A 26,326-nucleotide genomic window follows, 5' to 3' on the forward strand; every position below is an offset into this window, starting at 1 on the left:
TGAGTCAAGCTAATGGAGATTTCGGTGGCAGAACCATTTGGGGTTGGGCATGACAAATGACATTAGCGATCGCCTCTTTGAAGAAACGAAAAATATCTTCACGCGCATCGATCCAGCGACTATCCGATTCAGGTTCTAAAAGGGGTGCAAGTTATCCTGAATCCGTAAGGTCAATTCTCCACTCTTGACCAACTGTTGCAAATGCTGGCGCATCCCCCGCACTAGACCTGCTTCTAGTTCGGGTGTCACCGCCAATTTTTCTGCCATCGTGAGTATTCCCCAGTTGAGCGCGCAGCTCGCGTCCAACTGCCTCTAACTTGTCTAACAAGGGATTGGGATTTACAGTTGGATGGTCGATCGCTAGCAGTTCTATGCCATCCATCACCAGCTTCAGTTCTTGGAGCGGACCGTCATGGATGTCCGTCACCACTCGATGGAGTAGTTTGCGCGCTTGCAAGAGGACTGCCTGTCTTTCTGCCAGTGCTTGTCGTTGCTGGTGCAGCTGATGCTGTTTCCACGCCAATTGTAAGCAGACAGCGACTAAAGCGCCCGAACCCAGCCAAATTACGATTGGTGTTGCTAGCGGCACAATCGAACCCTGCCAAGCGGCTAAAAGACTTAAACCAGTATAACCTCCTAAAATTCCTCCACTCAGCCAAATTTTGAGTCGAATAGATTTAGCTGGGCGTTCGACAATCCCAGCAGTGACGAGTAGACCAAGACAAATGGCTCCCAGCGCGTTCACCGTGTGATTAAACCATTTAGGAGTCGTTTTGAGATATGAATTTGTCATTAAGCTAGCGATGAGATTAGCTTGCACTTCTCCAACCGACATGCGATCGCCAAACGGAGACAGCACTCCCAATGAAGTTAAATATTCCTTGGGTAGATCGAGCAAGACTAATTTATGGCGAACTTGCTGGCTGACTTGGTGAGTAGGAGACACGCTACATCGCTTCAATGGCGCAGCCGCAGCGCAGATAGATGAGATCTTGAGGCGGGGAATGTTCCCGCCGGACCCCAGAAGTTGATATTCACAGCAATTTGAGTGGGAGGTGTGTTCTCGTTCTGAATAATTTGAACGATTGCTGGGTTTGCTAAAGGTGAAGAGAATTTTTCTAAAGCGATCGCCGCCACCGATTTGACTTGGTGCGTCCGGTGAAAGTCTTCTACATAGTGGAAATCCCCTGCCAAGTGAGCTTGGCGAGCTGGACTAGTTAAATCTTTAACATCAACCTCGGATTCAAAAAAACCATGCACCTGCTCTGGAGCAATTAGCGGTTTGATGCTCTGGCGATCGAACGGCAGCAGATGATGGTACACAGATAATACCGCAGGAAGTGGATGAGAGCGCCTTTTGATATACGTTACTAAGACGATTTGGTCTGAAAATTTTGCGGAATCAGTTCTTTGAGAGAATTTTCTAACCGACTATCTAAGGGTCGCCTGATCGAATTGGGTAAATTTAAGACGACAACTTTTGCGCCTTTATCAATCAGTCCTTGAACTAGCTCGGCGTAGAAGTTGTGTTCTGGTCTAGCAATCGGGCGATCGATTGTCACTAACAAAATTTCTTTCGGTAGAACGCTAGGTTTGTAGAGCCGGAGCAAAGTGTCTTGAATTCTTAGCTCTAGTTTGCCAACCAGCGGTAGCTGGCTCAAGAGAATACTCAAAACTAAACTCCAAACAACACTCAAGCCAACCCCTGCTATGAGCCAAATGTTGAGGAGATTCAATCTTCTGCTCATAGGTTCTTGGGTACAAGGCGGTAGAAGATTGTTTGCTTGGGGTGATGCTGCTGCAAATTAACACACAGCTCTTCACCACATTGCTCTATATACCAAGTCCCTGTCTGTGTTTGGATTGTTCCATTTAGGTCAGGAGTTGTTTGTATTATCCCATGTAGTGGAGGACCAGACAGAGACGTTACGACCTCCCCGTCAATTTCTAACCGCAGCTCGACCGAACCTCCCTTCCCAACTCCACTAATAACTCGTCCCGTACCTTCCCAAATTTGGCTAGCATTGGCGGGAAAATTTAGCAGGCTTAGTAATAAAAGTGCTTGACAAAGCGTACCACAGGAAAAGATGCCCATAAGTGGAATTTTCCTCAATAGCAGAGCAGGTATTGCTCTCCCCGCTTGGGGATTATATAGGAATAACTTGGCTGCGTGCGAGCAATTCTGACGGAAATCTCTACAAAGCTTTGCTACACGCACTTAGCGTCTTCAGTCCACCACTAAATCTATGTAGATCTAGAGGGAACGGGAAAGCCTGGCCGAGTACATTTCGCTCCAAGTGCTGAGAAATAGCTAGTCCTTTCAATGTAGCTTAGATTGCACTCGGTTGTCTTGCGTAAACGCGCAAATATAATTGCGCGTTTGCCTCTAGTTGGAGTCGCCCAAAATCTCTAAGATATTCAACTATATAGCTATAGACTTTTGGAGAGCAAGCAATGAAATTTCTCAATCTAAATAAAGTTTTCACTTCCGCTTTGGCTGTACCTATCCTATTGTCTTTATTTACCTTACCAAGCTCAGTTGTAGGGGAAGCTAACGCCTCTTCTATAGATACTTCTGCTACATATGAAAAGCAAAACCGTGGGGAGACGGAGTTGGATGTGCAATCTGCCGAGGGTGAACTTGATGGAAATTGGATAATAACATGGAGAACACGAGATAATAGGGGTATTTGGACCTATTACAGAGGCTCGCTTAATCTAGAAAATGATGAAGGTATTATGACTGTCCAGGTGAAGAAAAACGATAGAGTAATTAGAACTGTGAAGGAAAGAATGGCGGTTAGTCCAGGTAACGAAGAAGGACAATATACTTTAACGGCTACCAGCGTTAACCCAAAGAAGAATTATACCCCCGATGAGTTTGAACTTGAAGATAATGGAAACGGAGGATGGACAATTAGGCATACTGCCTCTCCAGGAGCTAGGAATGTGCGGATTGTAGCAAGTAACTGAATAGCTACTTCAAGCAAAAAAGCGGGGATATGGAAACCGAACTGTTCTCTTGAGGAGCATTGATACTTCAGTTCAAGGCTAGGGCATGTCTGCAAACTAGATAGGCATTGAGCCGGGTTGTATTACAAAAACTTTTGTAAGCGGTTAAAAGTGGTTCTTCGTACTTAGCAATCTAATTCTTTTTTTGATAGCCTTCATATCCTTTCTGGTAAAGATCTTAGCCGTTTCATTACTAAATCAAGAGAGAATTCTAGCTAAATCCTTTACCAGTAAAGGTTTTTAGATTTTGATGCAGCCAACTAGCAAAGTAGATACTAAAGAACCGAAAAGCTTCGGTGAAGACATGAAATTTCAGAACACTCGTCAAGTATTGATATCTGCTTATATATTGAGCGGCACATTAGTTTTTTCTAGCGCCGTACCCTTAACTGCTTTAGCTACCCTACAGGCAGGATCGGGAGAAACGATCGCACAACCAGCAAAACTCGCACAACAACGCATTTTGTATGTCAACCCTCAGCAAGGTAGAAACTCCACTTCTGCAGGGCAAACGCATCATGTCAATAAGGTAGGAAATTACCGAGTTTATTGACATTAGTTGCAATAAACTGAGACTTATTGAGAAGAAATTGGGCTGAACTCATTTGCAATAATCTCTAGTTTATTGAGAAGAGCTAGTGTAGACATAGGGTCGGGTGAAGTTGAAAATACGACGAATATTCTCTGATGAATTTAGATGCGTTTGCCCTGGCTCAAAAAACTCTTCCAATAAGTCAATTCGTTCACCAGTATTGGAATTGCCCCGTTTATCAAGCATCCACCACAGTAGGGGAAACGCTACCCTGTTGTGGACGACTCCTAGCATCAGAATGTTGATGGTACAATTACCAAACTCCCAAGTAGTGCGATCTATCGATAAAACCCAAGGTTGAGGAATCTCCATTAGTCCGACCACGAGTTTTGCCAAGTCGTAATAGTTCAACTCAAAGTGGCGGAAGAACCGTTGCAAGCGTTTGTAGTTTGATTCGGTCTTGGCTTTACCCATAAATGCAGTTGCTAGTTCAGTAAAATTCACCGTTTTGGCTCGAAACAGGGCAATCAGGAATAGCGCTAGAAATGTCACTCGTGCACCGTGCCAGTTTAAGTGGGGCTGTAATGTTTTTCGGATTAGAGTAACCTGATGCATAGGGTTTCATACAATTCAAAAGCTATTTTCATGAAACCCTTTCCTCATCCACCTTTGCAAGCTTTTGTCCTGTACCAAGATGCCAAACATGTATTTAGACGTTCGTTACTCCCAAAAAGATGTTGTGAAACGGCTAGGAGCTAGATGGGATGCAGTAGCAAAAAAATGGTATGTTCCAAAAGGGATCGCTCTAGCTCCGTTCGTGGACTGGTTGCCTGCGCCTGCAATAACAGACGATAGCGAGCCAAAACTGACGATTGAGTTAGTGCCGCAAACTTGCTGGTATTCCAACGTTCGTTCTCACGTCTCTAAAGACAATTGGAGAAAAATCGGAAAGCAAATTTTTCAACGGGCTAGCTACCGCTGTGAAGTCTGCGGTGGACGCGGTAACAAGCACCCAGTCGAGTGTCACGAAATTTGGGATTACGACGACAAAAGCTGCACTCAAACGCTAGTCGGACTGACGGCTCTGTGTCCCGCTTGTCACGAGTGCAAACACATGGGATTTGCCAACACGCAGGGGAGAGGCGAGATTGCGATCGCTCATCTTACTCAAGTCAATAATTGGTCGTTGGAGCAGGCTAGAAGTTATATCGATCGATGTTTTCAGGTTTGGGCAGAGCGCAGTCGATTCGAGTGGAAATTGAATTTGAATTATTTGAGGCAATTTGACATTTATTTATAGTTAAATGCACCTACCAAAGTGTGATAGTTGCTTCGCGAGTAGCCGCTGGCATCGCACAATTTTTGATACGATTCTCGAGGATCGATCGCGCGCACTTGATGAGGTTTTTCTAGTATGCTAGCTGCACCGCTTGTTCGGATTAGATCGGCGAGTGAAATCTCTCTGATAGCTTGTTTTTTGACGAATAGTAACACAATTATCTGTCTGACTCGAACAAAAGTTTCCTTAACTCGATCTTCTGCCAAGTCCTGGCACAAGTAGCGTAGTCTACCTTCAAGTATCGCCAGGTTTAAGTTTGGGTCTTTCCGGGAAGAAACCCGCCCGTTGAGAACTTTTGCTGCTTCCATGATGACTTGGGATTTTGTCGTGGCTGCCATAGATTTTTCTCCTAATAACTAATAGATTGGCTCTTACTGCTTTTAAGGGGCACAAAACCCGTCCGCGATCGCAAGCAGACGGACGGGGAGTAAGGTAAGGGGATTGGAAGAGCGATCGCCTACCCGATTAAATAAATTGGAAGTAATCGGCACTCAAATCTAAAGTTGCAGGATCGATACCAGCAAGTGCAGCGATTTGATCTGGCAGGGAACCTGGGGTGTTAGCGTAGATCCCCGTTCCTGGTGGCAAGCCTTCCGGTAGAGCGCCTAAAGTATATTCCACCTCGACCAACTCAGTTGCAGGTGTTGAGGTAGTGCGACTCAGCACGAGCGCGTCTTCATTTGGGTTGAACCCCAACACGATCGCCAAGTCCCGTTCGCCCCGTTCGCTGTAGTAGGGACCAATTCCCTCGCGCCCCGACCCGCCAGCTAGGATAAACGTATCTGCTCCTGCTCCACCATAGAGAATGTCGGTTTCACCACTGCCGCGACTGACGTTACCGAATAGATCGCCTGTTCTGCCACCAGCGCCATCGAGAGTGTCATTTCCCTCTCCACCGCTCAAAAAGTCACTGCCTCCCTCGCCAACTAAAGTGTCGTTGCCAGCATCACCGAAGAGGCGATCGCGATCGTTGGCACTAATCTTGCTACCATTACCTGCCAGGAAGTCATTGCCCTCGCCGCCGCGCAGTTCGTCAGCGCCGTCGCCGCCGTAGAGCTTGTCGTCCTCTCCCAAGCCAAACAGCAAATCGTCACCCGACAACCCGTATAAGTTGTCGCGATCGCTCGTCCCAGTTAAAGTCTCGTTTGAAGCTGTGCCATATACATCAGTCATAAGTCAATAACCCTCCAATTGTGAAAATAATCTTGTCGGATTTTGAACATCAATAAATCTTGCTAAAGGCGGCTTTTTGCAGATTTATATTCAGTGAAAAGTGGAGATAGATTTATGCAGGCATTAGCCCGAATTGGGCTTGTATTACAACAGCAACTGTTGTAAAAAACTGGTTGAGAGTGCTTAATTCGTTGTAGATTCATATTCCGTATAAGGAAGCTTTTCAGAGTTCATACTACTCATGCTACTAACTCCGAGTTGTCAACTATCTAACATTGAAAATGATTCTCAGACCTAATTAAAATTCCGAATCGGTTTCTACTTTCACGCCGATATCTTCGTAGCAGTCGGGATAGGTTTTCTTTGACTTTCTCAAGTAAGAATCAAGTTCGAGCCAGTCCACAATCGACACGCTTCTGTTGCGTTGCTCTAGGAGTTTTTGATGAACTCGATCGCGAGTGCGTTCCAACTCACAAGCTATCTCCCAATCGCCTTGAGAAAGTGCGGCAATATGCCGAGCGTGCAGTGAATAAACTTTCAGTTCTAGCTCAGCATGATATCGATGTGAAATCTCAAATCTTAAAATGTCGTACTCGTTCATATATTTATAGTACAGACGCTTAATACTCTATTCGATGATTTCCAGCTTTCCGGCATAAATTTGTTGGGCGAAGTCCCAAGCTTGATGAAATGCTGCAACACCATTGCTATTCAGCGTACCCGTTGTAGGAATATTAATTCCGTCAAGTGAAACTTCTAAAGAGAAGCTTTTTTGATTGCCAAGATCGGAGTACCAAAATGCTTCAATAACGACTTTATCTAAAGCATCTTGGCGATGAAACTTAATTTTAGCCATGTGGGATTGTGACTATTTTTGTAGTAGAAGGTACTGACTGAATTACCTTAGTTCAAATTTGTCCAGTTGCGAGTTAAACTCCTTTAGTTTTCGCAATTCTCTCCATTTCTTTTCAGCTAAGCTCTTCGCAATTCGCTGACCTATATATGTTTGCTTGACTCAAACTCGCGCTCGTTCTGCTAGCATTAGTATCAATCTTCTCAAACTCTAAGAGTGCTTGCGATCGCGTCATTAAACCACTAGGAGATGTACGGACGCGACCGAATACTTCAGAGTTACCTACAACGAATTTAAGCAACCAAATTTTTTGTTTCATGAATTTTTTCTAATTTTCAGTTATTGTGACGCGATCGCAACTCCTGCGTTGCGGTCGATTCTGAGGGCGCAACAAAGTACGCTCTTTGCTGCAACACTCAAAATTGTGGTAATTGCACGGTAGAGTGAGATTTCGATGGCGGACAATCGGAAACCCCAATCGAATAAGAAATCTGGAGTTGAGGATTTCCTAATTGGATTTGTGAGCGCAATACGTCAGCATAAGATTCGACGAGTTGCTCGCACTCATGACAATCGGCTAAGCCAGAAATCTCGAATTTGAGATTGAGTTGGTGAGTTTGGGGCTGTTTGATAGTAGTTTGTTTGAAGTCCATATTTTTGTTTGTTTCCCTGTTTGAAATTGATGAATCTGCTCAAAAACAGATGGTATCGTTCGTGCTTGATTCTAGAGAAAATGAGCGGCAAACGCACCGTCAGTACTCCTCGAACTCATCTATGTTAAATTCTACAAAACACTAACTTTTGCAAGAACTCTATTCTTGCTCCCAAAGTAATAGTTGTTTGCTTGTAACTTCGCTTTCATGTTCTCGGATCAGAGCATCATATGCAAGAGTGAAGTCAACAATTACATCGTTCCACCAAACTGGAGGAGAAGCAATACCGTTCATTTTTTCTACATAAGCGTTGATCCAGTCACAGCCAGCCAGAAAATTAGTACAACAATCGAAAGCCAGAATATTTAATTGCTGCTTGACTCGTCTTTTCACACTCGGACGTGCTGTTTTCCAAAAAATACTATTTTTCAGCGTGTGGTATGCTTGCGCTAGATTTAAAGCAAGACTTAAGTATTTTTTACCTTCAGCAATTAGAGGATGATCGATTTCGAGTTTATCGTATCCAATTTTTAACGAACAATACGTAGCTTGCACGATCGTCACTCGTAAAGAGACTGCATGAACTTGACTTGCTGTTGAGTCCAGCATCCGTCGCTGAGACTCATTTCAATCTCATCAAGGGTAGATTCCCCGTGGCTTGTCACGTTCATGAACACAGCGGGAGTGCGTCCCGAAGGGCAAATTCCGTAATGCCCCGTCCGCTTGCGGCGGGGATAGGAATTTGAGCGCCCCGCAACTTTTTACTTTCGTTCCACTGAGGAGGGCAAAATAGGCTAGATGTGTCCTGCTAGGACTGAAATCAGCACAAAAGCATACATAACAATTAGCAAGCCACCGTTTAAAACGTATGAAAGTGAGATAACGGGATTTGTAAAGCCGATTAACAAGCCTGCCGTAACCGATAGGACGACACCCGTAGCTGGATATATTACCGCAGGTGCGTATATTCTCAAACTATAAATGCCATATAATCGTACTCTATAGCCGTTAATAAATTGTAGTAAGGCAAGGAAACTAATATGTGCCATAGCCAAGGATACGCCTGCTAAAAGGGAACCTGCAACGATCCGAAATAACGATACGAATGAATAGTGGTACAATGATGCCGATCTAGCGAATAAAAGGGAGAGAAGCATTTTTTGCTATTTGTAGTAAGTGTTTACGAGAGTTAAAAAAGCAAGTTAATTCTGTTTAGAAAATCAAAGTGAATTGGTATAAGTCCCTCTTCTGTCACTCTAGGAAAATTCGATGAATTTACGTTGTTTCAGCCTTGCGTTGAATTAAGGTTTCACCCCAGTTTGACAGAAGCTGTTTACGGACGCGATCGCTTCCGTTATGGATGGAAGAAACAAAATAAGATGCACCGAAAAAAATTACATTACACTTTTATTGTGTCCTGACAGTTAAGACCGATCCCCCAATGGTGCTTCGTCGCCCGTACAGAAGCTTGGTTCTGGGTTGAGACGGTTATGACATTGGTGAAATGGTTGTGCCATTATCCCGTTTAGGAGACTGTATTTATCCGTCAACCCAGGTCAGGGCGCACTTCCAATTGCTAGTATGACTCTACATTGCTGAGGGAGCCTTTGATGATGAAAACACCAAAGTCTAAATCCCGTTTCCGTCAACCAAGTACGAATGAAACTTCTGAGTTAAAACCAATCAACCCAAATGCAGCAGGTATTGACATCGGTTCAGAATTTCACTGGGTGAGTGTTCCAAAACAGCGAGCATCTGAGTGTGTAAGACGTTTTGGCTGTTACACAGCAGACTTATACGCCATTGCAGATTGGCTAGCTGAATCAGGGCAAACGCATCTAAATTCATCAGAGAATATTCGTCGTATTTTCAACTTCACCCGACCCTATGTCTACACTAGTTCTTCTCAATAAAGTGGAGATTGTTGCAAATGAGTTCAACTCAATTTCTTCTCAATAAGCCTCAGTTTATTGCAATTAATGTCAATAAACCTAGTAATTTCCTACCTTATTGACATGATGCGTTTGCCCTGCTAGCTGAATGTCAAGTGGAAACTGTAGCAATGGAATCAACCGGGGTGTATTGGATTGCTTTGTTTCAAATCTTGGAGACAAGAGGCTTTGAGGTTAAACTTGTCAACGCCCATCACGTCAAAACCTTACCTGGACGTAAAACTGATATTTTAGACTGTCAGTGGCTGCAACAGTTACATAGTTACGGATTGTTGTCTGGTTCTTTTCGCCCAGAAGACCAGATTTGCGTATTGCGGAGTTATATTCGCCACCGGGATAGTTCGATCAAAAGTGCTTGTGTTCACATTCAACGGATGCAAAAGACTTTAACCCAGATGAACGTGCAACTGCATAAAGTTGTCAGCGATATCACTGGTACTACTGGAATGGCAATTATTCGAGCGATTGTTGCTGGGGAACGAAACCCACAAATTTTGGCAGCTAAAAGACATCACCGTACTAAACGCTCCCAAGCAGAAATTGCTGCTGCTTTAAATGGTGATTATCGCAGTGAGCATATTTTTGTACTGCAACAGGAATTACAACTTTATAATGCCTATCAAGCTCAGATAGCTGCTTGTGACCATCAAATACAGGAGTGCTTGGCTCAATTTAGTGACAAAGTTAATCTCGATGAATCTCCGCTTCCGCAACCAAAGCATTTCCGTCACAAACCTCAAGGCAATGAACCTGCTTTTGATTTACGTACCCATCTCTACCGAATTAGTGGGGTGGATTTCACTGCCATTGATGGTCTTGGTATCCTGACGGTGCAAACCATTATTTCTGAGGTCGGTTTAGATCCTACCCGATTCCCAACTGTTAAACACTTTACTTCCTGGCTTGGTCTTTGCCCTTGTAATCGCATCACTGGTGGTAAAGTTAAAAGTTCTCAAACTCGCTTGGTGGTTAACCCTGCTGCCAATGCTTTTAGAATGGCAGCACAAACAGCTGGCAAGAGCAATTCTGCCTTGGGTGCTTTCTATCGTCGCTTACGTTCTCGACTTGGCACCCCCAAAGCTATCACTGCTACTGCTCATAAGCTGGCACGAATTTTTTACCGACTTTGGACAACTGGCGGTAACTATCAAGATCTTGGCATGGATTATTATGAGCAACGTTACCAAGAACGAGTTATCAATCACCTCCAGAAAAAGGCTCTAGCTTTAGGTTTTGAACTTACTCCTCAGCCCCAAGCAAATACTGTTTCTTAGGAGAGGGATTAGAAGAATATTCTTAACAATCTTCGTCTTATTCTTCAACCTTTTACCCTATTTAACTTAATTCAACCTTGGCTTTCAGTTTTTTCTATTCCTCAATTATCTTTGGGATTTGCTAAACTTCAATCTATTGTTTATTACCTTACCTCTTCCATTTTTACCTTCCTAACTCACCCTGATTTCCATTTTTCTTCTACCTAAAGTGACACAACGGGGATAATCTAAGTTGAGCGTCCGCAACTGCTCTAAATTCATTCGTCTCCAACTCCAAGCGATCATCAACACTCAAATCTCAGATGAAGCTGAAGTCTCTGTGCTGCAACAACTTAAAGAGTAACGAATTACTGACTAGATATTTGCCTCTTCTTAAAAAGAGTTCTCAGTTGAAAGTAATCATTAGTTTAATCTTTATTTATATTTACTAATAAAATAAGCCCGCTAATGATGAAAATACTTGTGATAATTATGATTGTGTATTGCTTCTACTATTTGATTTTTAAACTATCTTTATCTTGACCCTTTCTTATTTCTGAATTGATTTGACTAAAGCCTCTCAAGTAACTAGTAAATTTTGTAAGAGTACTGTTTGAATCATTCTTTTTGGAATTAGTTCTACTCTTATCAGTTGCTAGTTAATCCTTGAAGCGCCCTTCAGGATCAGCATAAAGTGCATATGCTAACCAGCTTGAGCTATAAGGTGCAAGTTGACGAATTTCTTCTCGCGCAATGCGAAAAGCTTCAGCAACATTTTGGTTTTCCTGTAATAGTACTGTGTAAAAGCATTGAGTAAACCGTAAAGCTAACCCGTCATTTACCTCCCACATTGCACCTACGAAAGCACCTACATGAGCATCCTTAACTAAGCGCTCTGCCCATCCACCTAAGCCCGTAAAGCTGAATTCAACTCTAGCTGCGTGACAGGCATTGATAAATATTAACGGTCTCGTCCGTCTGCCGCCATATCGAGCACGTAAATCTGAAGGACGTAGAGCAACACCTGACAATATAATTGCCGAGTTATTCGGTAATGTTGCATCAAACGTACCGTGGCAAGCAAAATGTGAAATTGAAAAATTACCCGTTTCCAACCAGTCCAGTACTTCTAAGCTATTGCTGCAAGGCTCTAAAGTAGTGATCGCTGGATGCAACATGTTTAGCTGTTTAATAAATGTAACTTCTTCCTGTACTGCTGCTAAGTTGCTCTGAGCTGGTGCAATTGGTCGCACCGCACCGATAAGTAGCTCGTCAGCTGTACCTGGACCTGATAGCCAACGGGAAATAGCAAACTGCTGACACCAAAAGGAATCTTCTTCTCGTTCGCCATCATCACTGAATCGATAGGGTTTAATTGCTTCCCAAGGTATCCAAGGCTCGTCTGAAGTAACTAGTACAGTTTTAATCTGGGATTTGAAACGCCAATACTCCTGCTTCAACTGGTCTGGGATCAGTTCGTCCCACAATCTATTACCTAAAGCTGCTAACCGTCGCTCTGCTAAGGCTTGCTCTGTTTGCTTCATAGGACGTGCTAGCTGGCTCAGTTCTTGATACGCTGCTTGCATTTTTTCTAAGGGCGATCCTTGCAGCGTTACTTGCCCCAGTTTTGTGTGATGATAACCTACTTTAGAATAGGAAGAGTGCAGCGTAAAATACAGCGTCCGGTTATCATGTCGATCCAATTCCACACATAACTCTAAGTCAGGTGGAGAAATAACGGGCTTAGTCTTTAGCTCAATTGACGTGACTGGTGACTTTTGAGATAAAATTTCCTCTTCCAAAGTTTCCCTTACTATTAGAGTGTCACGTATTGTACTGAGTCTTCGCCCGTGTTGATAAAAGTCTACTCGTAGCTCCTGCTCGCCCAAGCAACTGGGAATGAGTAGAAATCTTTCCTCTGAGTCATCGTCCCGCTCTACAAGTAGAATTTTAGTATTGCTACCCACGATATAAAACCCCTGACCACGTAATACTATTTCTACCTCTGGTAGTTGCTTAAGCACACCTGTGTCCTGAACTTCAACTGCTTTGGCTTTCTGGTCAGGTGGTTTTATTAAAAGTTGGACAAACAGGCTGAACTTTTGATTAATTACAGTATACTTTGGACATTCTAAATTGGGATAACGAATTAATCGTGATAATTGAGGAACAGTCTCTTTTAGTTGGGTTGGACGTTTTTGTTTAAACCAATCGTCGGGGGCTAAGTTTGAACAAGAACTTCCTCCTTGTTTAAATAACTTCGGTTCAGCCTGTCTCAGCTTGAGTGCAACTACAGAGAAGGCTTCAGCAATTGCCACAATCCCACCTAATGCTGCTAGAACTTGTAAGAGCGTGCATAAGTCCTGGAACAATGAGTCAGCCTCAGAAGTATTGGCTACTTTAAGTTCACGGAGTATTGCTTGCCAAAGATGGTTACGGATATTAGGCGGAAGTTCTATAAATCGAGGAACTAGCTCTGCTAGCACCTCAACTTGTTTCCAATAACCAGAATGAATATAGGCTATAGCCAGTGCTTCCTCTAAGTATCCTAACTCAGCAAGCTTATTAACCAGTGCTGCCTGAACCTTGAATTGCGATCTTTTATTTTTACTATTCCATACTAAAAGTGCTTCCTTGAGCAGTGGCCTTGGTATTGGTAAGAGAAAAACTAATTTTGCTAATGCCTCTGATTGCTCATTTTTATTTTCAATGTTTTGCACTAAATAAAGCGCTTTCTGTAGCTGTCCCATTTCTGCTAGCTTAGAAGCTATTGCTGCTAGCACCGTTGAGCGGCTATACTCGTCCTTGATATTTCGTGCCAAATTTAGCGCTACCTCTGGTTGCTCAATCTCCGTTAGCTTAGGAACTATCGCTGATAGTAGCCATGAGTCATATTTCTCAAGATTTCGTGCCAGATTTAGTGCTGCTTCTAGCTGTCCCATTTCTATTAGCTTAGAAACTATCGCTGATAGTAGCCGTGAGTCATATTTCTCAAGATTTCGTGCCAGATTTAGTGCTGCTTCTAGCTGTCCCATTTCTACTAGCTTAGAAACTATCGCTGTTAGCGCCTTTGAGTCATACTCGTTCTCAAGATTTCGCGCTAGATTTAGTGCTATTTCTAGCTGTCCCATTTCTGCTAGCTTAGGAGCTATTACTACTAGTACCTGTGAGACGTTATACTCGCTAACATTTACTGCCAGATTTAGCGCTGCTTCTAGTTGTCCGATTTTCGCTAGCTTGGGAACTATGTCTGCTAGTGTATCCAAGCGTATATACTCGTCCTTAATATTTCGCACCAGATTTAGTGCTGCTTCTAGTTGTCCGGTTTCTGCTAGCTTGAGGGATACTGCTGCTAGCACCTGTGAGCGGCTATACTCGTCCTTAATATTTCTCGCCAGATTTAGTGCTGCTCCTAGTTGTCCGGTTTCTGCTAGCTTGAGGGATACTGCTGCTAGCACCTGTGAGCGGCTATACTCGTCCTTAATATTTCGCACCAGATTTAGTGCTGCTTCTAGTTGTCCGGTTTCTGCTAGCTTGAGGAATACTGCTGCTAGCACCTGTGAGTGGCTATACTCGTCCTTAATATTTCGCACCAGATTTAGTGCTGCTTCTAGTTGTCCGGTTTCTGCTAGCTTGAGGGATACTGCTGCTAGCACCCGTGAGTGGCGGCTATACTCGTCCTTGATATTTCGCACCAGATTTAGTGCTGCTTCTAGTTGTCCGGTTTCTGCTAGCTTGAGGGATACTGCTGCTAGCACCCGTGAGTCATAGTCATACTTACCAATATTTAGCACTTCCTTAAGCAGTGGTTCTGGCAAGTAAGGTACTAGTTTCGCCAATACTTCTCTCTGCCAATACTCATCCTGAATCTTTTGTATTGCTTTTAGTGCCTCTTCTAGTAACAAAACTGATATTTCATTTTCTTCTGTCATAACAACTGCTGGTTGTGTTGCAAAAAGATTTTGAGAACAGAGTTTTCCGGTAAAGTAGTTGGACTTTATGCAGCAACTCCAAAAATTTGAGACACGAATTCTACTTGAGCTAAAATGTCGCCTTTTTCTACTCCGATAATTTGCCCTTTTCTAATTTGATTCATCGTTTCGTAACCCATAATTGTTCTGATTGCCGTGTAGAAAGATTGAAAACCCAAGCCAGGGTTGACTAACTTTTTGATAAATCTGTGGTCTTGTTCAACCACGTTGTCTAAATATTTGTTTTGCCGTAACTCCACAGATTGAGTTAGTATTTTCGCTGCTTTTAGCTCCTCAATCGCTGGAGGATAAGCCGCATTTTTATCGACATTAATTACACGAGGAGCGGCATGATGAGTTGACTTTAAGGCTTTGCGAAAAAACCGTTTGGCTGCCCGTGCATCCCGTTTGGCGCTCAACATAAAGTCAATCGTGTTGCCTGCAGAATCAACAGCTCTGTACAAATATGGACACTTGCCTTTGACCTTGATGTAAGTTTCATCCACTCGCGCCTGTTTCATTTGTTGGCTTGAGATGTGAACGACACCGTTTTTCTAGTTCTGGAGCGTAGTGCTGCACCCATCGATATACCGTTGAATGGTCAACACTTAACCCTCTCTCGGTCATCATTTCTTCCAAGTTCCGGTATGAAAGCGGATATCTCAAATACCACCGCACACATAGAAGGATGATTTCGGGTTGATAGTGCCGCCACTTAAACGGGGTTTTAGAATTCATCAGGTGCAGGTAGAAGGATTTTCTCTCAAAGAATTATTTCAGCTTACCACTTTTTGCAACACTACCGTTTGTACAACCTTACAAAAGAGGATCGAGTTTAGACCTGAATAACTCCAACTCAATTGTTTCAGATTGAATCTGTTCGCTATTGTTATACCGGAGAACGAGATCAAAATCGTGGAGTGATGACTTATCGGCAGCAATACAGAATAAAAGCCTATCGGTCGTTCCAACACCGACTGCGTGAGAGATAGGCACAATTTTCTTATAGTTTTTTCCTTCAACTGGGAAGCGAACATTATACGAGTATGAAGGCGGAACGATGGCTCTTACGTTGGGAAATTCTTCACTCAGAAGGCTTACAATAGTTGTCACCCTATTTATCTGTCGTGATTTACTGCCCTTAGAATCTATCTGTCTATACTCTAATTCCCCAAGTATAGTTACACGCCCAGACGGAAAGGGACCTAACGCTTCCTTCTCCATAGCTTCATACTCTGTCCTTAGTAAGCGCTTTCGTAGAGTGCTTCTTAGAAAACGCGGCTCTAGATCGACCGCGAAAGGCTCACCCAGCTCACTCTCTTCATCAAAATACACCCATTCCGATCCACGTTTTTTTCCACTCGATAGCTCTTTTAGCAGCTTTATATTGACACCGACTTGGTTGAAAAAACGTGCAAGCGAAAAATCTGAATGTGGAGGAAAAAACTTATAGGATCTATAATATCTATTTTATTAAATCTCAACTCAAAAGGATACTGAATTGCAGGTGTACAATCGGAACGCGTTCTATAGAAGTTTTTGTCGTAACTATTCACAAAAGTGAAGCGAAGCACGCAATTCTCCATTGGACCCCATCCAATATTTTTTAGCGAAAGCATCATGTTATGTCTAGTTGCAATAACGGGAACGGGTCTCGGATCGAGCCTTGATTTTTTGATTTGAAATATTGCTTCGTGAAAAAATAGAGTTTGGCTCGTATTGTTAACAAGTTTGACATCTAGTACTGGAAAGGTAAACTCACAACTCCAAGGTGACAACTCTAGAAAACTGTTCTCACCACTGTTTCTAATTGCATCCAAGTATGGGTCATCAGGTTGAATAATAATATGTCCTTCTTCAATGTGGCTACAGTAAGACAATTGAGCGTCCCTTGGCTCATCCTGCGGTACATAGCTGCTCAAAATCAGAGTAGGTACTTCGTTTGGCAATAACACTCGCTTGGCTTCTGATTTGGCAGAAGTATCACCAGATTCTGTGCATGGAGGTAAAAGTTTTGACTTTGGCGGTAGTTTAGCTTGCCACTCAGCATCAAATCTTCTCAAATTTTCTGCTTTATCCTTCGACCAAAGTTGTAGTGTGAAGTGCCAGTCCTCCGACCCTTGGCGACTTTCACGGTTATCTATCAAAACTTTTAAGTAGTCCTTCAAAAGATTAATTGCTTCTCTGATTTGCTCTTTGGTTAACTTACCAAGGAGTTTGTCTTTTTCTATAAGTGCTTCCAGCGATCTCAGCTTTGTTCTCACAACTAGCTGCTTTTCTTCTAACTGCCAGTTGACTTTCAGATTTGAACGTAATTGCTCAGTGCCTTCTAGTTCGTCATCGGCGTATGACAGCAAGATTTCAAACAGGCGCCTAACTCGACCTCGAACAACATCGCCATAGGAATACTTCATTAGTTTCGCCTGTTTCCCCCAAACTTTTGCCAAAAAGTTTAGGGAACCCCCAAGGAAAATAACTACCCCAAACTTGTCTATTCCAGATACTAACACACTGCTAGAGATTCACTAGGTCCTGTTGCTTTGGGGTTGTACCCCAAAGAGAGACTGTGGTCATTGGTCGACTCGCAGACTTTCTGGCGAGCGAGCCGAACAAGACACATTCTCTTCGAGCACCGAATAAGTTTTTGATTTTTCGGTCCAACGTTTCATAATTTGATGAAGGAGATTCACGATGCTTAGTAAATTTGGCACAGTAAAAGTATTGGTGCAGAGCGCGCTTGTAATAGCTACTACCATGTCACCAGGTTTGGCCAGCAGCCCTCTTGGATATACTCAAACGCCTTCTACTGAATCAACTGCCATGCTCAACCCTGTTTCACCAAAAGGTTTGCCTGCACAAAGAGCCTGCCGTCTAATAGCTAAGGTCGTCTCGGCGCCCATGCCACTTCCGGGGCAGAAAAGTCGATCTAGCGGTAACTTTAACCTTAACTCTATTCGAGTCGGGGAAACCTTTCGGGTCATAGTGATGAAGGGGGGTCGAACAACAAACAATCGTATCCGCTTCAACCTCAAACGAGATGTACGTGGAGCAGTAGATCCGATTGCAAGGCCAAATATGCGTACCGGATTGTATAGAAGGGTATCGAATTCCTCACTCTATCCGGTATATATCGCTGATCCAAGTGGCGCCGGAACAAGTCGATTTACAGTAAAATTCTGTAGAAATTAAACCTTTTGACATTGCACATTATTGGCACTCCACATTGGCCCAATTGTGGAGCGCCAATAATGTGCAGAGTTTGAAGTGTAGCATCACACGAAGTTTCTCTAAAACTAAAAAGTTGAAGTGCTTTCACGTCTTTGGGCGGTTGTTATCGGACTTAACCTGCTCACTCTCGCTGGTACTAGCGTAGCTCCTCTCCTCGCTCAGCTAGCAGCCCTACCGCCCTTTTCCAAGGTAATGAATTACCCTCATCCGGCTTCTGCACCGGTAAATCTAGCGAGAGTAATGTTTTGTGTTACTCGTTTTTGAGCTACAGCAAGTGATCGTGCTTCTAGTGGAAACTTATTTTATCTATCCGCTAGAACGCTTGAACCCCCTGTAATCTTCAATAACTTCTAAATTCAGGAAAACAGCGTTGCCCAGCTCCCTAAGTTTATCTCCAACTATTCAGAGGTTTTATGAAGTTACCGCCCGAATGCCTAATAGCATTTACAGTATTTGCGTCATTTACTACCCCCCAACCAACTGTTGCAAATCCTCAAAATAATCTTCCCGTTACTTACTTAAACATAGTTCGAACTATACCCATTCCCAATGAAACAGCTCAACCTAATCCTCGGCCAAGAACCACCAATCCAATTGAGAGCCGAATTATGGCGATGTCTTCTAAAGAGGCTTTACAGCTTGAGTTAAACTCAGTCCGATCCAATTACGAAAAATGGAGGGGGGATTTTATAGCAATCAGCACACAGACAAGACTAGCACAGATTATACATCTGCGCGCAAATCAGGTTGGTGTTGTCTTAGACTAAATCGTTGGCACTACAGTTGTAGATAGAATGATGAGGTAAGGGTAAACGTGAAGGGTAATGATAAGCTAATCGGCATTTAAGCTGCATAATAGAAAGGTAAGCCTACCCAAAAGCAGCTATGCCACCACCAGCCAAGAACTTTTTAACGCCGTCACAAGTCATCCAGTTACAGCAAGCTCTAAAAGAGAGTGAACTACCACACGTTCGGGAAAGAATTTTAATTATTCTGCTACAAAACGATGGTAAACCACAACATGAGATTGCTAAATTTTTAGGTTGTTCACCGAGAACAGTAGCCTATTGGTGTATGCATGGAGACCCAGATAATTTAGAAAGCTTACATAATAAAAGAGAGTATGAACATTACCGAAAAGCTACTTCTGAGTATATCGAACTATTATTAAAAACCGTTGAACAACCACCATCAGAGTTAGGTTACGAATTTGGCAGATGGACAGCAGAAAGATTAGCCACATACTTAACAGAGCAAACTGGGATTGAGTTAAGTAGTTCTCAAGTTAGGAGAATATTAAAGCGAAAAAAGTATAGTTATATTTGGGCAAAATCTGATTTAGGAGACAAACAAGATCCAAAAGAAAGAGAAGAATTTCAAGAGAGACTTAGGAAATATTTAGCAGTAGCAAGAGATTATCCCGATCTATTACAGGTATGGTTCTGGGATGAGAGCGGTTTTAGTTTACGTGTGATTCGTCGAAAAAATTGGGGTAGGAAAGGACAGCGCCAGAAAGTTTTAGGGCAACGCCGTCGTGGTCGAATAAATGTAATGGGAGCAATTCGAGAATCAGATCGTAAACGAGGATGTTTCTTTATTGAAAAAGGGAATGCAGATATTTTTTTAGAACAACTGCAACAATTGAATGAATTCATTAAACAAGAGTGGGCAAATCAAGGAAATTGTGCTGAGGATTTTCAGTCCCAAGGACCTCGGATTATTTTAATTTTAGATAATGCTAGCTTTCATAAACGTCAGGATATTTTGAGTCGAGTATCTCAAGAGCTGCCGAACTTTCGGTTAGAGTTTTTACCAGCTTATAGCCCTGACTACAACATTATTGAATTAGTTTGGCATTCATGTAAGGAATACATTGCTCACCGTCTATTTCAATCAGTGGATGAATTGAAGCAGCTACTAGAGAGGTTGCTAAACCAAGGCGAGTTAGTGATTAAATGGTATCGCCAGATCAAGAATAAAGGGAATAACTATTATATTGCAGCTTAAATGCTTATTAGCTTAGAATGGCACTAAGATAAGGTGAAATGCTTATTAGGTATTACAGTTGTAGATAAGCTAAACTAGATTGATTTAGTAAATACAGTTTAGCAATGCTTGACACATCCAACGTATTCCTAACAGGTGTTGCGTTAGAAGCCCTATCTGAATGGAGTAGCACACTCAAGACGTTTCAGCAAAAGCTGGGAAAGCACTTTGCTCGCTCGGAAGCACGCCAAGCTGCTTTCGATTACATTCAAGCCCTTCTCAGCCCTGTGAAACGGAAGAATGGATGGCAAATGGCTGAGCATATTAGACGACACTGTTAATGGCGGGTTAGAACAGAGTATTGGCGGGTAGGTGAGACAAAGAAGCGATTCTAGACAACGGACGCTCTCAAGAACCAAAAGTAGAATCAAAGCCAACCAAAAAGAAAGACACTAGAAAATCTCCCAGAAAAGAGAAAAAGCTAGTGTCAAGAAAAACCATCCATTTATACCAGAAAAGAGCGTATATGGGTGGTGATATGGAAGTAGTGATGAAGTATAATCCTTGCCCCTTCAGCAGTCTGTATACTATTAGATAGTACAAATAATCCTCACATACTCGCCTAAAAATTAGTATTTTTGATGACAACAATTTTAGCGTTCTTATTTTACTCATTTGTATTACTACTGCCTAAATTAACACCAAAGGTGATAGAACCATCCCCAAAAATATGTGAAAAACCTTCAGAACGGGTCTGTCCTACCTGTAGCTCTGAGCAGGTGATTAGAAATGGTTCAGTTCATAATGGCAAGCCAAAATATCAGTGTAAAAGCTGTGGTCGCCAATTTGTTATCAATCCTACTAACTCACCTGTTTCAGAGGAAACCAAGCATCTGATCGATCGGCTCCTACTTGAGAGAATATCATTGCGAGGAATTGCCAGGGTGACTCAAGTAAGTTGGTCTTGGCTACAAGATTATGTGAATCAAAAGCTAGCTAGAACTCCGCGTCAGGTCAAGGTTTCAGAAAACCCGCGCAGTAAATTGATTGTTGAATGTGACGAGATGTGGTCATTTGTTGATAGTAAGAAAAATGAGGTTTATATCTGGCTAGCAATCGATAGAAATACTCGGCAAGTAGTTGGTTGTTTTATAGGCGATAGAACTCGTAAATCCGCTCGTAAATTTTGGGAATCATTACCAGCAATTTATCAACATAACGCTATAGCTTATACTGACTTTTGGCAAGCTTACAAAACAGTTATTCTCCCAAATAATCATCGGGCAGTTGGCAAAGAAACTGGTCTAACTAATCATGTTGAGCGCTTAAATAATACCTTCAGACAGCGAGTGTCTCGACTGGTGAGAGAAAGCCTCTCCTTCTCCAAAAAACTCAACAATCACATTGGAGCGATTTGGTACTTCATTCATGGCTACAACGCAGAGCTAGACTGAATTTGAGTCTCACCACTACTTTCATATCACTACCAAATTTTGCACTAAAAGCACTCGGATAACTTTTAAAGCCAACTTGAAAATAGATGAAATATTCTGGCTTTCGCTCGATTCCTGCTCTAGAATTTGCTATAGGTGCAGTTGGCAGCAGTTTCTCTACCTGTAGAATCGCAAGTGCCTGCAATCATTTTAGAGTCATTTTGACTAGAAATCAAAATTTTTCGATTTTTGACTTTCTCGCTTTAATCCAGGCTGAATGCTCATGATTCAAACTCAAACGAGCGATCGACAACTATTGGTCGAGCTTCATGGCGATTTGCCCCAAAGTTTGAACTCGAAAGAGTGGACGTACAAGCTTTCGATTGCGGAGGAGTTTTTGGGAAAAGATTGCCCGTGAACATTCAAAATCGCTCGACATTTCTGAATTACAATGTTGAAAAAATACAATACCGAAATGTCGTGTCTTGCATTAGCAAATTACCTTGATGAAATTATGTCCATTTTACAAAAAGAACTGTTATCGTCGGCACTTTAGCTATTTTAAAGTCTATAGCAATTGCGCTCTATCGATACATCATAGGACAACCTTCTCGAACCAAGAGCCGACTGGCAATAGCGTTATTGACGATCGCGATTGCCCTAAACACTTCTTGTTCTGGCACAATCTTTCACCTCCTGGTTGCTGTCGCGGTGGGTTGGACGATTGCAACTTGCTACTACTCGTGCGGCGTTTTCGATGCAATCGCGCGATCTTCCCATGTACCTGCATCTACTACAAAGTCGGCATGGTTGTGCGCCATTGGAGGACTGCTTGCTTCTGCGCTGGGGTATACGTTGCATCTAGTAGCTACCACATTTTCTTCATGAGCGCGTTCGCGTACAATTTCCTGGCGCTGTTGGCGAGCGCGTGCATTCACTTGCCGCGTCTATCGATGACTGCGATTTATAAGATGTTGAGAAACTTTTAATGCTAACGAAATGTGATTTTTGGTCTAATGGTTTCCTGATTGGATTTACAATTAATGGTATTTGTTTCGGGCTAGCATCTGCATTAGTATTTGTCGAAGCCGATCTCACTCTAAATCATCGTGAAGCTGAGTATCTTACATTCAAAGGATTTGTGTATTCTATTATGAGTTTTGTTAGCCTGCTTGTAGTTTTGCTAACCTGCAAGTAGTATTACGATAATTAGTCTTGACATAACTTCGTATAAGCATTTACATATTCCCGCTTCATAGCTGTATACATCTGCTCTAATTTTTTTTTCCTGATGTATGAGCATTAATCGCTACATTGACAACCTCGGCTAAATCTTTTTCCAATCCCAACTCATCGAGCGATAATACGAGTGTCTCTTGGCTCAAGAGTTGCATAACTCCTACTATTTTTGTTTGTAATAACTCCCAGAATAAATTCCGATAGTAGGGATATCAAACAGAGCTAGAATTATATTGAAGTGGTAAGCACAACCAATTCCTACACGAGCGCCAGCCAAGCGACTTAAAAACTGCGCCATCCCTCTTCATAAGGATCGCGAACAACTAAACTATCTTGATAATAGCGATCGAGGATTTCGAGTAAGTTGCGATCGCCTGGACCAGGTTCTCTACCAAAACAAAAGTATTCTGGTTGAGAACTTTGATCGTCTAGCAACTGTTTAAGATAGGTTTCTAAACTGAGTTTAATTAGATTGTAGTTATAGTCTGGAAAAGATTTTAGACTAATAGCTGTAATAGAATTTGAACTACGATTGTAATTACGTTGCTCTAATTTTAACCGAGTGAGTATAGGTAAAAGCAAAATAACATCGTCGCCTAAAACTTTAGTATTTACGTCAATTTTAAATTTTTAACTATCGATAAAGATGCTATCTCTCTGACAAATAAATAATGAAATTTTCTGGCGAAAAGCTTAAGAATTACGAGACTAGCTCTACTTTTAAAAGGTCCCAATCCTAATCCCGTCCCAATAACTTTTATTTTAGGATTGAAACTACGTGCTAAGCTAATAGTTATGTATTCGTAAATAATTACCTCTAACCAACGTTCGTTGAGATATCCTCCGCCTATGTAGTGAATGATATCTAGTTGCTTTTAAAAATTAATATATTCTTTGGTAAACAGAGCTTTGTGAAATAATTTATATAAAATGATATCGGAAAAAATAATAATTGCGATCGCTACTACTTGACAAAAGCTTAAAACCGCGATTGTTCTAACCATTCTCCTCGTAAAACATGTCCGAGGAGTTGGTGTACGACCAAGGGAAATTGAAGCGGTATGCGCAACTGTTCTAGTTTCGAGTTAATTCGGTAAATGATATCCGACCCACTCTACTGAGTGCTTTAACTCTAAATCGCTATCAAATTTGAGTTGCGATAGCGATTCAAAATTTTTCGAGCCATATAATTCTAAATTGTCTCGGGTTAGTCTTAGATGCTTGCTGAAAAATTCTATAGTTGAGATGAGTAAAAGATCGTCTCCAAAGTTATATAAATTGTAAGCACCTCTGAGATAAATCTTTTTCTTTTGATTCATAAAAAGGGTTCTTCCTTTTTTTTGGAGTTATAGAGGAGCGAATAATAAGATTTTTAAATAAAATTCTTCTTAATAAAATTACCCAATGGCTTGTCTTTGATTCCTTGCCACAAGGCTGTATTTTTAGCTTGGTGCGCCATGACAAACTTTTATCGTGACTCACTTTACGAATTACTGCCATACCGTAATTAACTGGACTAGTCTTAACTTCCATCAACTCGAAATGAGGAGAGGTTTTAATGTATTTATCAATCACGTATCGAGGTCCATCCCAATTGCAATATTCTGGATAAATGTCATGCAACACGATATATCCGTTAATCGCTACATGAGGGTAGAAAAGTAGAAAATCTTTTTCACATCCTTCTTTAGTATGATCTCCGTCAATATAAATAAAATCTATCGGTTCGCTCAGAATTTCATGAATTCTTTCTCCTACGGCTACAGAGTTCGATTTATGAAACTTTACTCGATGTGTTAGTTGAGCATTTTCTACAGAATTTTGAGCGTATTTTAGTGGATTAGGTAAGTAGGCACGATGATAGGGGGGAGCGGGTATGATATCCTCAAATAGATCGATTGAATTAATATCTCCCACGCCTCCGGCTTGCTCTAAACCAGCAGCCAGCCAAATTGTAGAAATTCCCGTAAAACAACCAATTTCTACCACTTTTTTGGGGGCAATATTGCAAGTAAGAGATTTCAAAAACTCTCCTTGTGATGGCGAAACAGAAGCAGGATAAGTAAATTTCTCCCGATACATTTTAACTAAACTTTTTGCCCAGGCATCAGGACTATTTTGTAAGTACTTTGGTATTTCGTAACCGCGACTCTCATCGTTAATATCTGGAAATAATTCCTCAATTAATTGCTGAACTTCATTTTTTTGCAAATACAATTGACCGCTAATTTGGTGTTGCTTTAAGTTTCTTCCTGTAGCAATTTGAGTGATGCGCTCTGGCGTAACTTGAAATCTATCAGATAAGTGTTCGAGTGAGTACAAATCTTCCGTTACCGCTTCTACAGCCATAGTTGTTTCCTAAGTAAGTAAAAAAAGAAGTCTCCAAGACAGAAGTTAGAATTAAATTGATTGCGTGTATGAGTTAGAATTAGCCGAAGTTGTAGACCAATCAGCGTTAACTAAAAACTTGCAGAGGTTGGGAACACCAAGATTACCTGTACCAAAGAAGTCACCTCCATCTATGCTAACATTTGCAGCATCCTCTATGTGGTCGAGTACTTCGCTATCGGCATGAGTTAAATGTAATGTTACTCGATACATACCTTGAACCAAAGGAAAATTCTTGACACGACACAAAATGTAACCTCGGTCGGAATTCAGCGTGAGGTTATGATTTGTAAAAGAGCTTTTTAATAAAATCACTCTGACTCCGCGCTCGTCAATCAAATCTACACAAACAACAACGTTATTTAAACGTTCTCCCGTATTATTTGAATAGCCAATTGCAAAATCATAGTTTTTTCCCGATTGTAATGCTGGTTCTTCTTCGCCTTGTTCGTTTAAAAGCTTGAAACTAGAAACTCTTATTCTTCCCGAACCACTGCGATCTCTTCTTTGACTTAAGGGAAGTTCTTTAGCTGTACCGTAAGCTTTTTCTAGGTAAGCTCTGACAACTTCTTCAGAACTAGCATTTAAACTGACAATACCAGATTCAAGTAAAACACCTCGATTGCAGAGAGATTCTACCGTACTCATGCTGTGACTGACGAATAAAATTGTCCGTCCTTCTCTGGCAACATCTCCCATTTTTCCCAAGCATTTTTTTTGAAATTGCACGTCACCGACTGCAAGGACTTCATCCACAATTAAAATTTCTGGTTCTAGATGAGCCGCAACCGCGAAAGCCAGCCGTACGTACATCCCCGAAGAATAGTATTTCACTGGAGTATCTAAAAATTTCTCGACTTCAGCAAAAGCCACAATTTCATCAAATTTCTGTTTAATTTCAACTCGACTCATGCCTAAAATAGAGCCGTTGAGAAAAATATTTTCTCGACCTGTAAGTTCATGATGAAATCCCGTTCCTACTTCCAAAAGACTCGCGACTCTACCTTGAATCCAAATCTCTCCTTTTGTAGGTTCGGTAATGCGACTTAACAGCTTCAGCAATGTAGATTTTCCCGCGCCGTTGCGACCGACAATTCCTAGAACGTCGCCTTGTTTGACTTCAAAAGAAACACTTTTTAAAGCCCAAAATTCTTCTTCAGCTAAACTATTAGCTGTAGATTTTGCCAAAAATTTATGTTTGATAGATTTGGTAGTACTAGCGATCGCATCCCGCAAAGTTGAGTTTGGCTGCTGATGGCTGATGAGATATTTTTTGCCTAAATCTTCTACCCGTAATACAATATCAGACACGAT

At 41.9% G+C, this 26,326-nt stretch carries 29 protein-coding genes and 3 pseudogenes; 10 read left to right on the forward strand and 22 right to left on the reverse strand.

Going from position 1 to position 26,326, the window contains the following annotated elements:
* Positions 1-151 precede the first annotated feature (151 nt).
* Genes N4J56_RS32635 through N4J56_RS32650 form a run of 4 tightly spaced genes read right to left on the reverse strand, consistent with a single transcriptional unit; the run spans position 152 to position 2,095 of the window.
* On the reverse strand, positions 152-946 hold the full coding sequence (locus tag N4J56_RS32635; RefSeq protein WP_317110814.1) for a hypothetical protein: 795 nt from the start codon (positions 944-946) through the stop codon (positions 152-154).
* A gap of 11 nt (positions 947-957) precedes the next feature.
* The gene (locus N4J56_RS32640; RefSeq protein ID WP_317110816.1) at positions 958-1,323 is read right to left on the reverse strand and encodes a hypothetical protein; all 366 of its coding nucleotides are present in this window, start codon (positions 1,321-1,323) and stop codon (positions 958-960) included.
* A 47-nt stretch (positions 1,324-1,370) separates the two neighbouring features.
* A complete protein-coding gene (locus tag N4J56_RS32645; protein ID WP_317110818.1) occupies positions 1,371-1,748 on the reverse strand; it encodes a CHASE2 domain-containing protein in 378 nt (125 codons plus the stop codon).
* On the reverse strand, positions 1,745-2,095 hold the full coding sequence (locus tag N4J56_RS32650) for a hypothetical protein (protein WP_317110820.1): 351 nt from the start codon (positions 2,093-2,095) through the stop codon (positions 1,745-1,747). Before N4J56_RS32650 ends, N4J56_RS32645 begins: the two co-directional genes overlap by 4 nt.
* Before the next feature lie 359 nt (positions 2,096-2,454).
* Here N4J56_RS32650 and N4J56_RS32655 point away from each other — a divergent pair, with 359 nt between their 5' ends.
* Both N4J56_RS32655 and N4J56_RS32660 read left to right on the forward strand, forming a co-directional pair.
* Positions 2,455-2,973, forward strand: coding sequence for a hypothetical protein (locus N4J56_RS32655; protein WP_317110821.1), 519 nt, complete (start codon positions 2,455-2,457; stop codon positions 2,971-2,973).
* Between the two features lie 289 nt (positions 2,974-3,262).
* Positions 3,263-3,565, forward strand: a complete 303-nt coding sequence (locus N4J56_RS32660) for a hypothetical protein (RefSeq protein WP_317110822.1) — start codon at positions 3,263-3,265, stop codon at positions 3,563-3,565.
* Between the two features lie 171 nt (positions 3,566-3,736).
* Here N4J56_RS32660 and N4J56_RS32665 read toward each other — a convergent pair.
* Positions 3,737-4,159: pseudogene (locus N4J56_RS32665) on the reverse strand (IS4 family transposase); the annotation flags it as partial.
* A 79-nt stretch (positions 4,160-4,238) separates the two neighbouring features.
* On the opposite strand from N4J56_RS32665, the gene N4J56_RS32670 reads away from it, so the two are divergent.
* Positions 4,239-4,844, forward strand: a complete 606-nt coding sequence (locus N4J56_RS32670; RefSeq protein ID WP_317110823.1) for a DUF5710 domain-containing protein — start codon at positions 4,239-4,241, stop codon at positions 4,842-4,844.
* On the opposite strand, the gene N4J56_RS32675 is transcribed toward N4J56_RS32670, so the two are convergent.
* The 8 genes from N4J56_RS32675 to N4J56_RS32710 all read right to left on the reverse strand — a co-directional run bounded on the left by N4J56_RS32675 (position 4,835) and on the right by N4J56_RS32710 (position 8,719).
* Positions 4,835-5,221: a hypothetical protein gene (locus N4J56_RS32675; protein ID WP_317110824.1), complete on the reverse strand. Its 387-nt coding sequence runs from the start codon at positions 5,219-5,221 to the stop codon at positions 4,835-4,837. The two genes, N4J56_RS32670 and N4J56_RS32675, sit on opposite strands and share 10 nt — an antisense overlap.
* A 127-nt stretch (positions 5,222-5,348) precedes the next feature.
* Positions 5,349-6,056 carry a calcium-binding protein gene (locus N4J56_RS32680; RefSeq protein WP_317110826.1) on the reverse strand — a complete coding sequence of 236 codons (708 nt, stop codon included), beginning with the start codon at positions 6,054-6,056 and terminating at the stop codon, positions 5,349-5,351.
* 298 nt (positions 6,057-6,354) lie between these two features.
* Positions 6,355-6,657: a hypothetical protein gene (locus N4J56_RS32685; protein WP_317110827.1), complete on the reverse strand. Its 303-nt coding sequence runs from the start codon at positions 6,655-6,657 to the stop codon at positions 6,355-6,357.
* Between the two features lie 27 nt (positions 6,658-6,684).
* Positions 6,685-6,912 (reverse strand): hypothetical protein, encoded by a 228-nt coding sequence (locus N4J56_RS32690; RefSeq protein ID WP_317110828.1) that lies wholly within the window; start codon positions 6,910-6,912, stop codon positions 6,685-6,687.
* Positions 6,913-7,024: 112 nt separating this feature from the next.
* Positions 7,025-7,228: a hypothetical protein gene (locus tag N4J56_RS32695; protein ID WP_317110830.1), complete on the reverse strand. Its 204-nt coding sequence runs from the start codon at positions 7,226-7,228 to the stop codon at positions 7,025-7,027.
* 97 nt (positions 7,229-7,325) lie between these two features.
* The gene (locus tag N4J56_RS32700; RefSeq protein WP_317110832.1) at positions 7,326-7,562 is read right to left on the reverse strand and encodes a hypothetical protein; all 237 of its coding nucleotides are present in this window, start codon (positions 7,560-7,562) and stop codon (positions 7,326-7,328) included.
* Positions 7,563-7,721: 159 nt separating this feature from the next.
* Positions 7,722-8,171 carry a hypothetical protein gene (locus N4J56_RS32705; RefSeq protein ID WP_317110833.1) on the reverse strand — a complete coding sequence of 150 codons (450 nt, stop codon included), beginning with the start codon at positions 8,169-8,171 and terminating at the stop codon, positions 7,722-7,724.
* 185 nt (positions 8,172-8,356) lie between these two features.
* Positions 8,357-8,719: a hypothetical protein gene (locus tag N4J56_RS32710; RefSeq protein WP_317110835.1), complete on the reverse strand. Its 363-nt coding sequence runs from the start codon at positions 8,717-8,719 to the stop codon at positions 8,357-8,359.
* A gap of 453 nt (positions 8,720-9,172) precedes the next feature.
* On the opposite strand from N4J56_RS32710, the gene N4J56_RS32715 reads away from it, so the two are divergent.
* The 3 genes and pseudogenes from N4J56_RS32715 to N4J56_RS32725 all read left to right on the forward strand — a co-directional run.
* Entirely contained in the window at positions 9,173-9,475 is a 303-nt protein-coding gene (locus tag N4J56_RS32715; RefSeq protein WP_317110836.1) for a hypothetical protein, read from the forward strand.
* A 149-nt stretch (positions 9,476-9,624) separates the two neighbouring features.
* Positions 9,625-10,788: an IS110 family transposase gene (locus N4J56_RS32720; RefSeq protein ID WP_410500683.1), complete on the forward strand. Its 1,164-nt coding sequence runs from the start codon at positions 9,625-9,627 to the stop codon at positions 10,786-10,788.
* Positions 10,789-10,800: 12 nt separating this feature from the next.
* Positions 10,801-10,995: pseudogene (locus N4J56_RS32725) on the forward strand (IS701 family transposase); the annotation flags it as partial.
* A gap of 431 nt (positions 10,996-11,426) precedes the next feature.
* Here N4J56_RS32725 and N4J56_RS32730 read toward each other — a convergent pair.
* The 4 genes and pseudogenes from N4J56_RS32730 to N4J56_RS32745 all read right to left on the reverse strand — a co-directional run bounded on the left by N4J56_RS32730 (position 11,427) and on the right by N4J56_RS32745 (position 17,248).
* Positions 11,427-14,699: a CHAT domain-containing tetratricopeptide repeat protein gene (locus N4J56_RS32730; RefSeq protein ID WP_317110837.1), complete on the reverse strand. Its 3,273-nt coding sequence runs from the start codon at positions 14,697-14,699 to the stop codon at positions 11,427-11,429.
* A gap of 65 nt (positions 14,700-14,764) precedes the next feature.
* Positions 14,765-15,476 (reverse strand): annotated as a pseudogene (locus tag N4J56_RS32735) (IS6 family transposase).
* Positions 15,477-15,554: 78 nt separating this feature from the next.
* Positions 15,555-15,851, reverse strand: coding sequence for a hypothetical protein (locus N4J56_RS32740; RefSeq protein ID WP_317110838.1), 297 nt, complete (start codon positions 15,849-15,851; stop codon positions 15,555-15,557).
* Positions 15,852-16,120: 269 nt separating this feature from the next.
* Entirely contained in the window at positions 16,121-17,248 is a 1,128-nt protein-coding gene (locus N4J56_RS32745) for a hypothetical protein (RefSeq protein ID WP_317110839.1), read from the reverse strand.
* A gap of 1,603 nt (positions 17,249-18,851) precedes the next feature.
* On the opposite strand from N4J56_RS32745, the gene N4J56_RS32750 reads away from it, so the two are divergent.
* From N4J56_RS32750 to N4J56_RS32765, 4 genes are all read left to right on the forward strand, one after another.
* Positions 18,852-19,973, forward strand: coding sequence for an IS630 family transposase (locus N4J56_RS32750; RefSeq protein WP_317110840.1), 1,122 nt, complete (start codon positions 18,852-18,854; stop codon positions 19,971-19,973).
* 104 nt (positions 19,974-20,077) lie between these two features.
* Positions 20,078-20,293 carry a hypothetical protein gene (locus tag N4J56_RS32755; RefSeq protein ID WP_317111311.1) on the forward strand — a complete coding sequence of 72 codons (216 nt, stop codon included), beginning with the start codon at positions 20,078-20,080 and terminating at the stop codon, positions 20,291-20,293.
* Positions 20,294-20,680: 387 nt separating this feature from the next.
* The gene (locus N4J56_RS32760) at positions 20,681-21,406 is read left to right on the forward strand and encodes an IS1 family transposase (protein WP_317111292.1); all 726 of its coding nucleotides are present in this window, start codon (positions 20,681-20,683) and stop codon (positions 21,404-21,406) included.
* Between the two features lie 262 nt (positions 21,407-21,668).
* The gene (locus N4J56_RS32765) at positions 21,669-21,803 is read left to right on the forward strand and encodes a hypothetical protein (protein WP_317110842.1); all 135 of its coding nucleotides are present in this window, start codon (positions 21,669-21,671) and stop codon (positions 21,801-21,803) included.
* A 319-nt stretch (positions 21,804-22,122) separates the two neighbouring features.
* On the opposite strand, the gene N4J56_RS32770 is transcribed toward N4J56_RS32765, so the two are convergent.
* From N4J56_RS32770 to N4J56_RS32785, 5 genes are all read right to left on the reverse strand, one after another.
* Positions 22,123-22,323: a hypothetical protein gene (locus tag N4J56_RS32770; protein WP_317110843.1), complete on the reverse strand. Its 201-nt coding sequence runs from the start codon at positions 22,321-22,323 to the stop codon at positions 22,123-22,125.
* A gap of 583 nt (positions 22,324-22,906) precedes the next feature.
* The gene (locus N4J56_RS32775) at positions 22,907-23,059 is read right to left on the reverse strand and encodes a hypothetical protein (RefSeq protein WP_317110844.1); all 153 of its coding nucleotides are present in this window, start codon (positions 23,057-23,059) and stop codon (positions 22,907-22,909) included.
* 176 nt (positions 23,060-23,235) lie between these two features.
* Positions 23,236-23,487: a polysaccharide pyruvyl transferase family protein gene (locus N4J56_RS41435; RefSeq protein ID WP_410500718.1), complete on the reverse strand. Its 252-nt coding sequence runs from the start codon at positions 23,485-23,487 to the stop codon at positions 23,236-23,238.
* 406 nt (positions 23,488-23,893) lie between these two features.
* Positions 23,894-24,973, reverse strand: coding sequence for a class I SAM-dependent methyltransferase (locus N4J56_RS32780; RefSeq protein WP_317110846.1), 1,080 nt, complete (start codon positions 24,971-24,973; stop codon positions 23,894-23,896).
* A 51-nt stretch (positions 24,974-25,024) separates the two neighbouring features.
* Positions 25,025-26,323 carry an ABC transporter ATP-binding protein gene (locus tag N4J56_RS32785; protein ID WP_317110848.1) on the reverse strand — a complete coding sequence of 433 codons (1,299 nt, stop codon included), beginning with the start codon at positions 26,321-26,323 and terminating at the stop codon, positions 25,025-25,027.
* Positions 26,324-26,326 lie beyond the last annotated feature (3 nt).

Source organism: Chroococcidiopsis sp. SAG 2025 (assembly GCF_032860985.1).
Classification (GTDB): domain Bacteria; phylum Cyanobacteriota; class Cyanobacteriia; order Cyanobacteriales; family Chroococcidiopsidaceae; genus Chroococcidiopsis.

What these genes read in the sequence shown, in the direction of transcription:
- N4J56_RS32695 (WP_317110830.1), bottom strand. Translation starts at nt 7,228, where the DNA reads ATGAAACAAAAAATTTGGTTGCTTAAATTCGTTGTAGGTAACTCTGAA.
- N4J56_RS32680 (WP_317110826.1), bottom strand. Translation starts at nt 6,056, where the DNA reads ATGACTGATGTATATGGCACAGCTTCAAACGAGACTTTAACTGGGACG.
- N4J56_RS32765 (WP_317110842.1), top strand. Translation starts at nt 21,669, where the DNA reads ATGATTCAAACTCAAACGAGCGATCGACAACTATTGGTCGAGCTTCAT.
- N4J56_RS32720 (WP_410500683.1), top strand. Translation starts at nt 9,625, where the DNA reads ATGGAATCAACCGGGGTGTATTGGATTGCTTTGTTTCAAATCTTGGAG.
- N4J56_RS32660 (WP_317110822.1), top strand. Translation starts at nt 3,263, where the DNA reads ATGCAGCCAACTAGCAAAGTAGATACTAAAGAACCGAAAAGCTTCGGT.
- N4J56_RS32700 (WP_317110832.1), bottom strand. Translation starts at nt 7,562, where the DNA reads ATGGACTTCAAACAAACTACTATCAAACAGCCCCAAACTCACCAACTC.
- N4J56_RS32710 (WP_317110835.1), bottom strand. Translation starts at nt 8,719, where the DNA reads ATGCTTCTCTCCCTTTTATTCGCTAGATCGGCATCATTGTACCACTAT.
- N4J56_RS32685 (WP_317110827.1), bottom strand. Translation starts at nt 6,657, where the DNA reads ATGAACGAGTACGACATTTTAAGATTTGAGATTTCACATCGATATCAT.
- N4J56_RS32650 (WP_317110820.1), bottom strand. Translation starts at nt 2,095, where the DNA reads ATGGGCATCTTTTCCTGTGGTACGCTTTGTCAAGCACTTTTATTACTA.
- N4J56_RS32675 (WP_317110824.1), bottom strand. Translation starts at nt 5,221, where the DNA reads ATGGCAGCCACGACAAAATCCCAAGTCATCATGGAAGCAGCAAAAGTT.
- N4J56_RS32730 (WP_317110837.1), bottom strand. Translation starts at nt 14,699, where the DNA reads ATGACAGAAGAAAATGAAATATCAGTTTTGTTACTAGAAGAGGCACTA.
- N4J56_RS32705 (WP_317110833.1), bottom strand. Translation starts at nt 8,171, where the DNA reads ATGCTGGACTCAACAGCAAGTCAAGTTCATGCAGTCTCTTTACGAGTG.
- N4J56_RS32655 (WP_317110821.1), top strand. Translation starts at nt 2,455, where the DNA reads ATGAAATTTCTCAATCTAAATAAAGTTTTCACTTCCGCTTTGGCTGTA.
- N4J56_RS32715 (WP_317110836.1), top strand. Translation starts at nt 9,173, where the DNA reads ATGATGAAAACACCAAAGTCTAAATCCCGTTTCCGTCAACCAAGTACG.
- N4J56_RS32670 (WP_317110823.1), top strand. Translation starts at nt 4,239, where the DNA reads ATGCCAAACATGTATTTAGACGTTCGTTACTCCCAAAAAGATGTTGTG.
- N4J56_RS32750 (WP_317110840.1), top strand. Translation starts at nt 18,852, where the DNA reads ATGCCACCACCAGCCAAGAACTTTTTAACGCCGTCACAAGTCATCCAG.
- N4J56_RS32780 (WP_317110846.1), bottom strand. Translation starts at nt 24,973, where the DNA reads ATGGCTGTAGAAGCGGTAACGGAAGATTTGTACTCACTCGAACACTTA.
- N4J56_RS32690 (WP_317110828.1), bottom strand. Translation starts at nt 6,912, where the DNA reads ATGGCTAAAATTAAGTTTCATCGCCAAGATGCTTTAGATAAAGTCGTT.
- N4J56_RS32755 (WP_317111311.1), top strand. Translation starts at nt 20,078, where the DNA reads ATGCTTGACACATCCAACGTATTCCTAACAGGTGTTGCGTTAGAAGCC.
- N4J56_RS32645 (WP_317110818.1), bottom strand. Translation starts at nt 1,748, where the DNA reads ATGAGCAGAAGATTGAATCTCCTCAACATTTGGCTCATAGCAGGGGTT.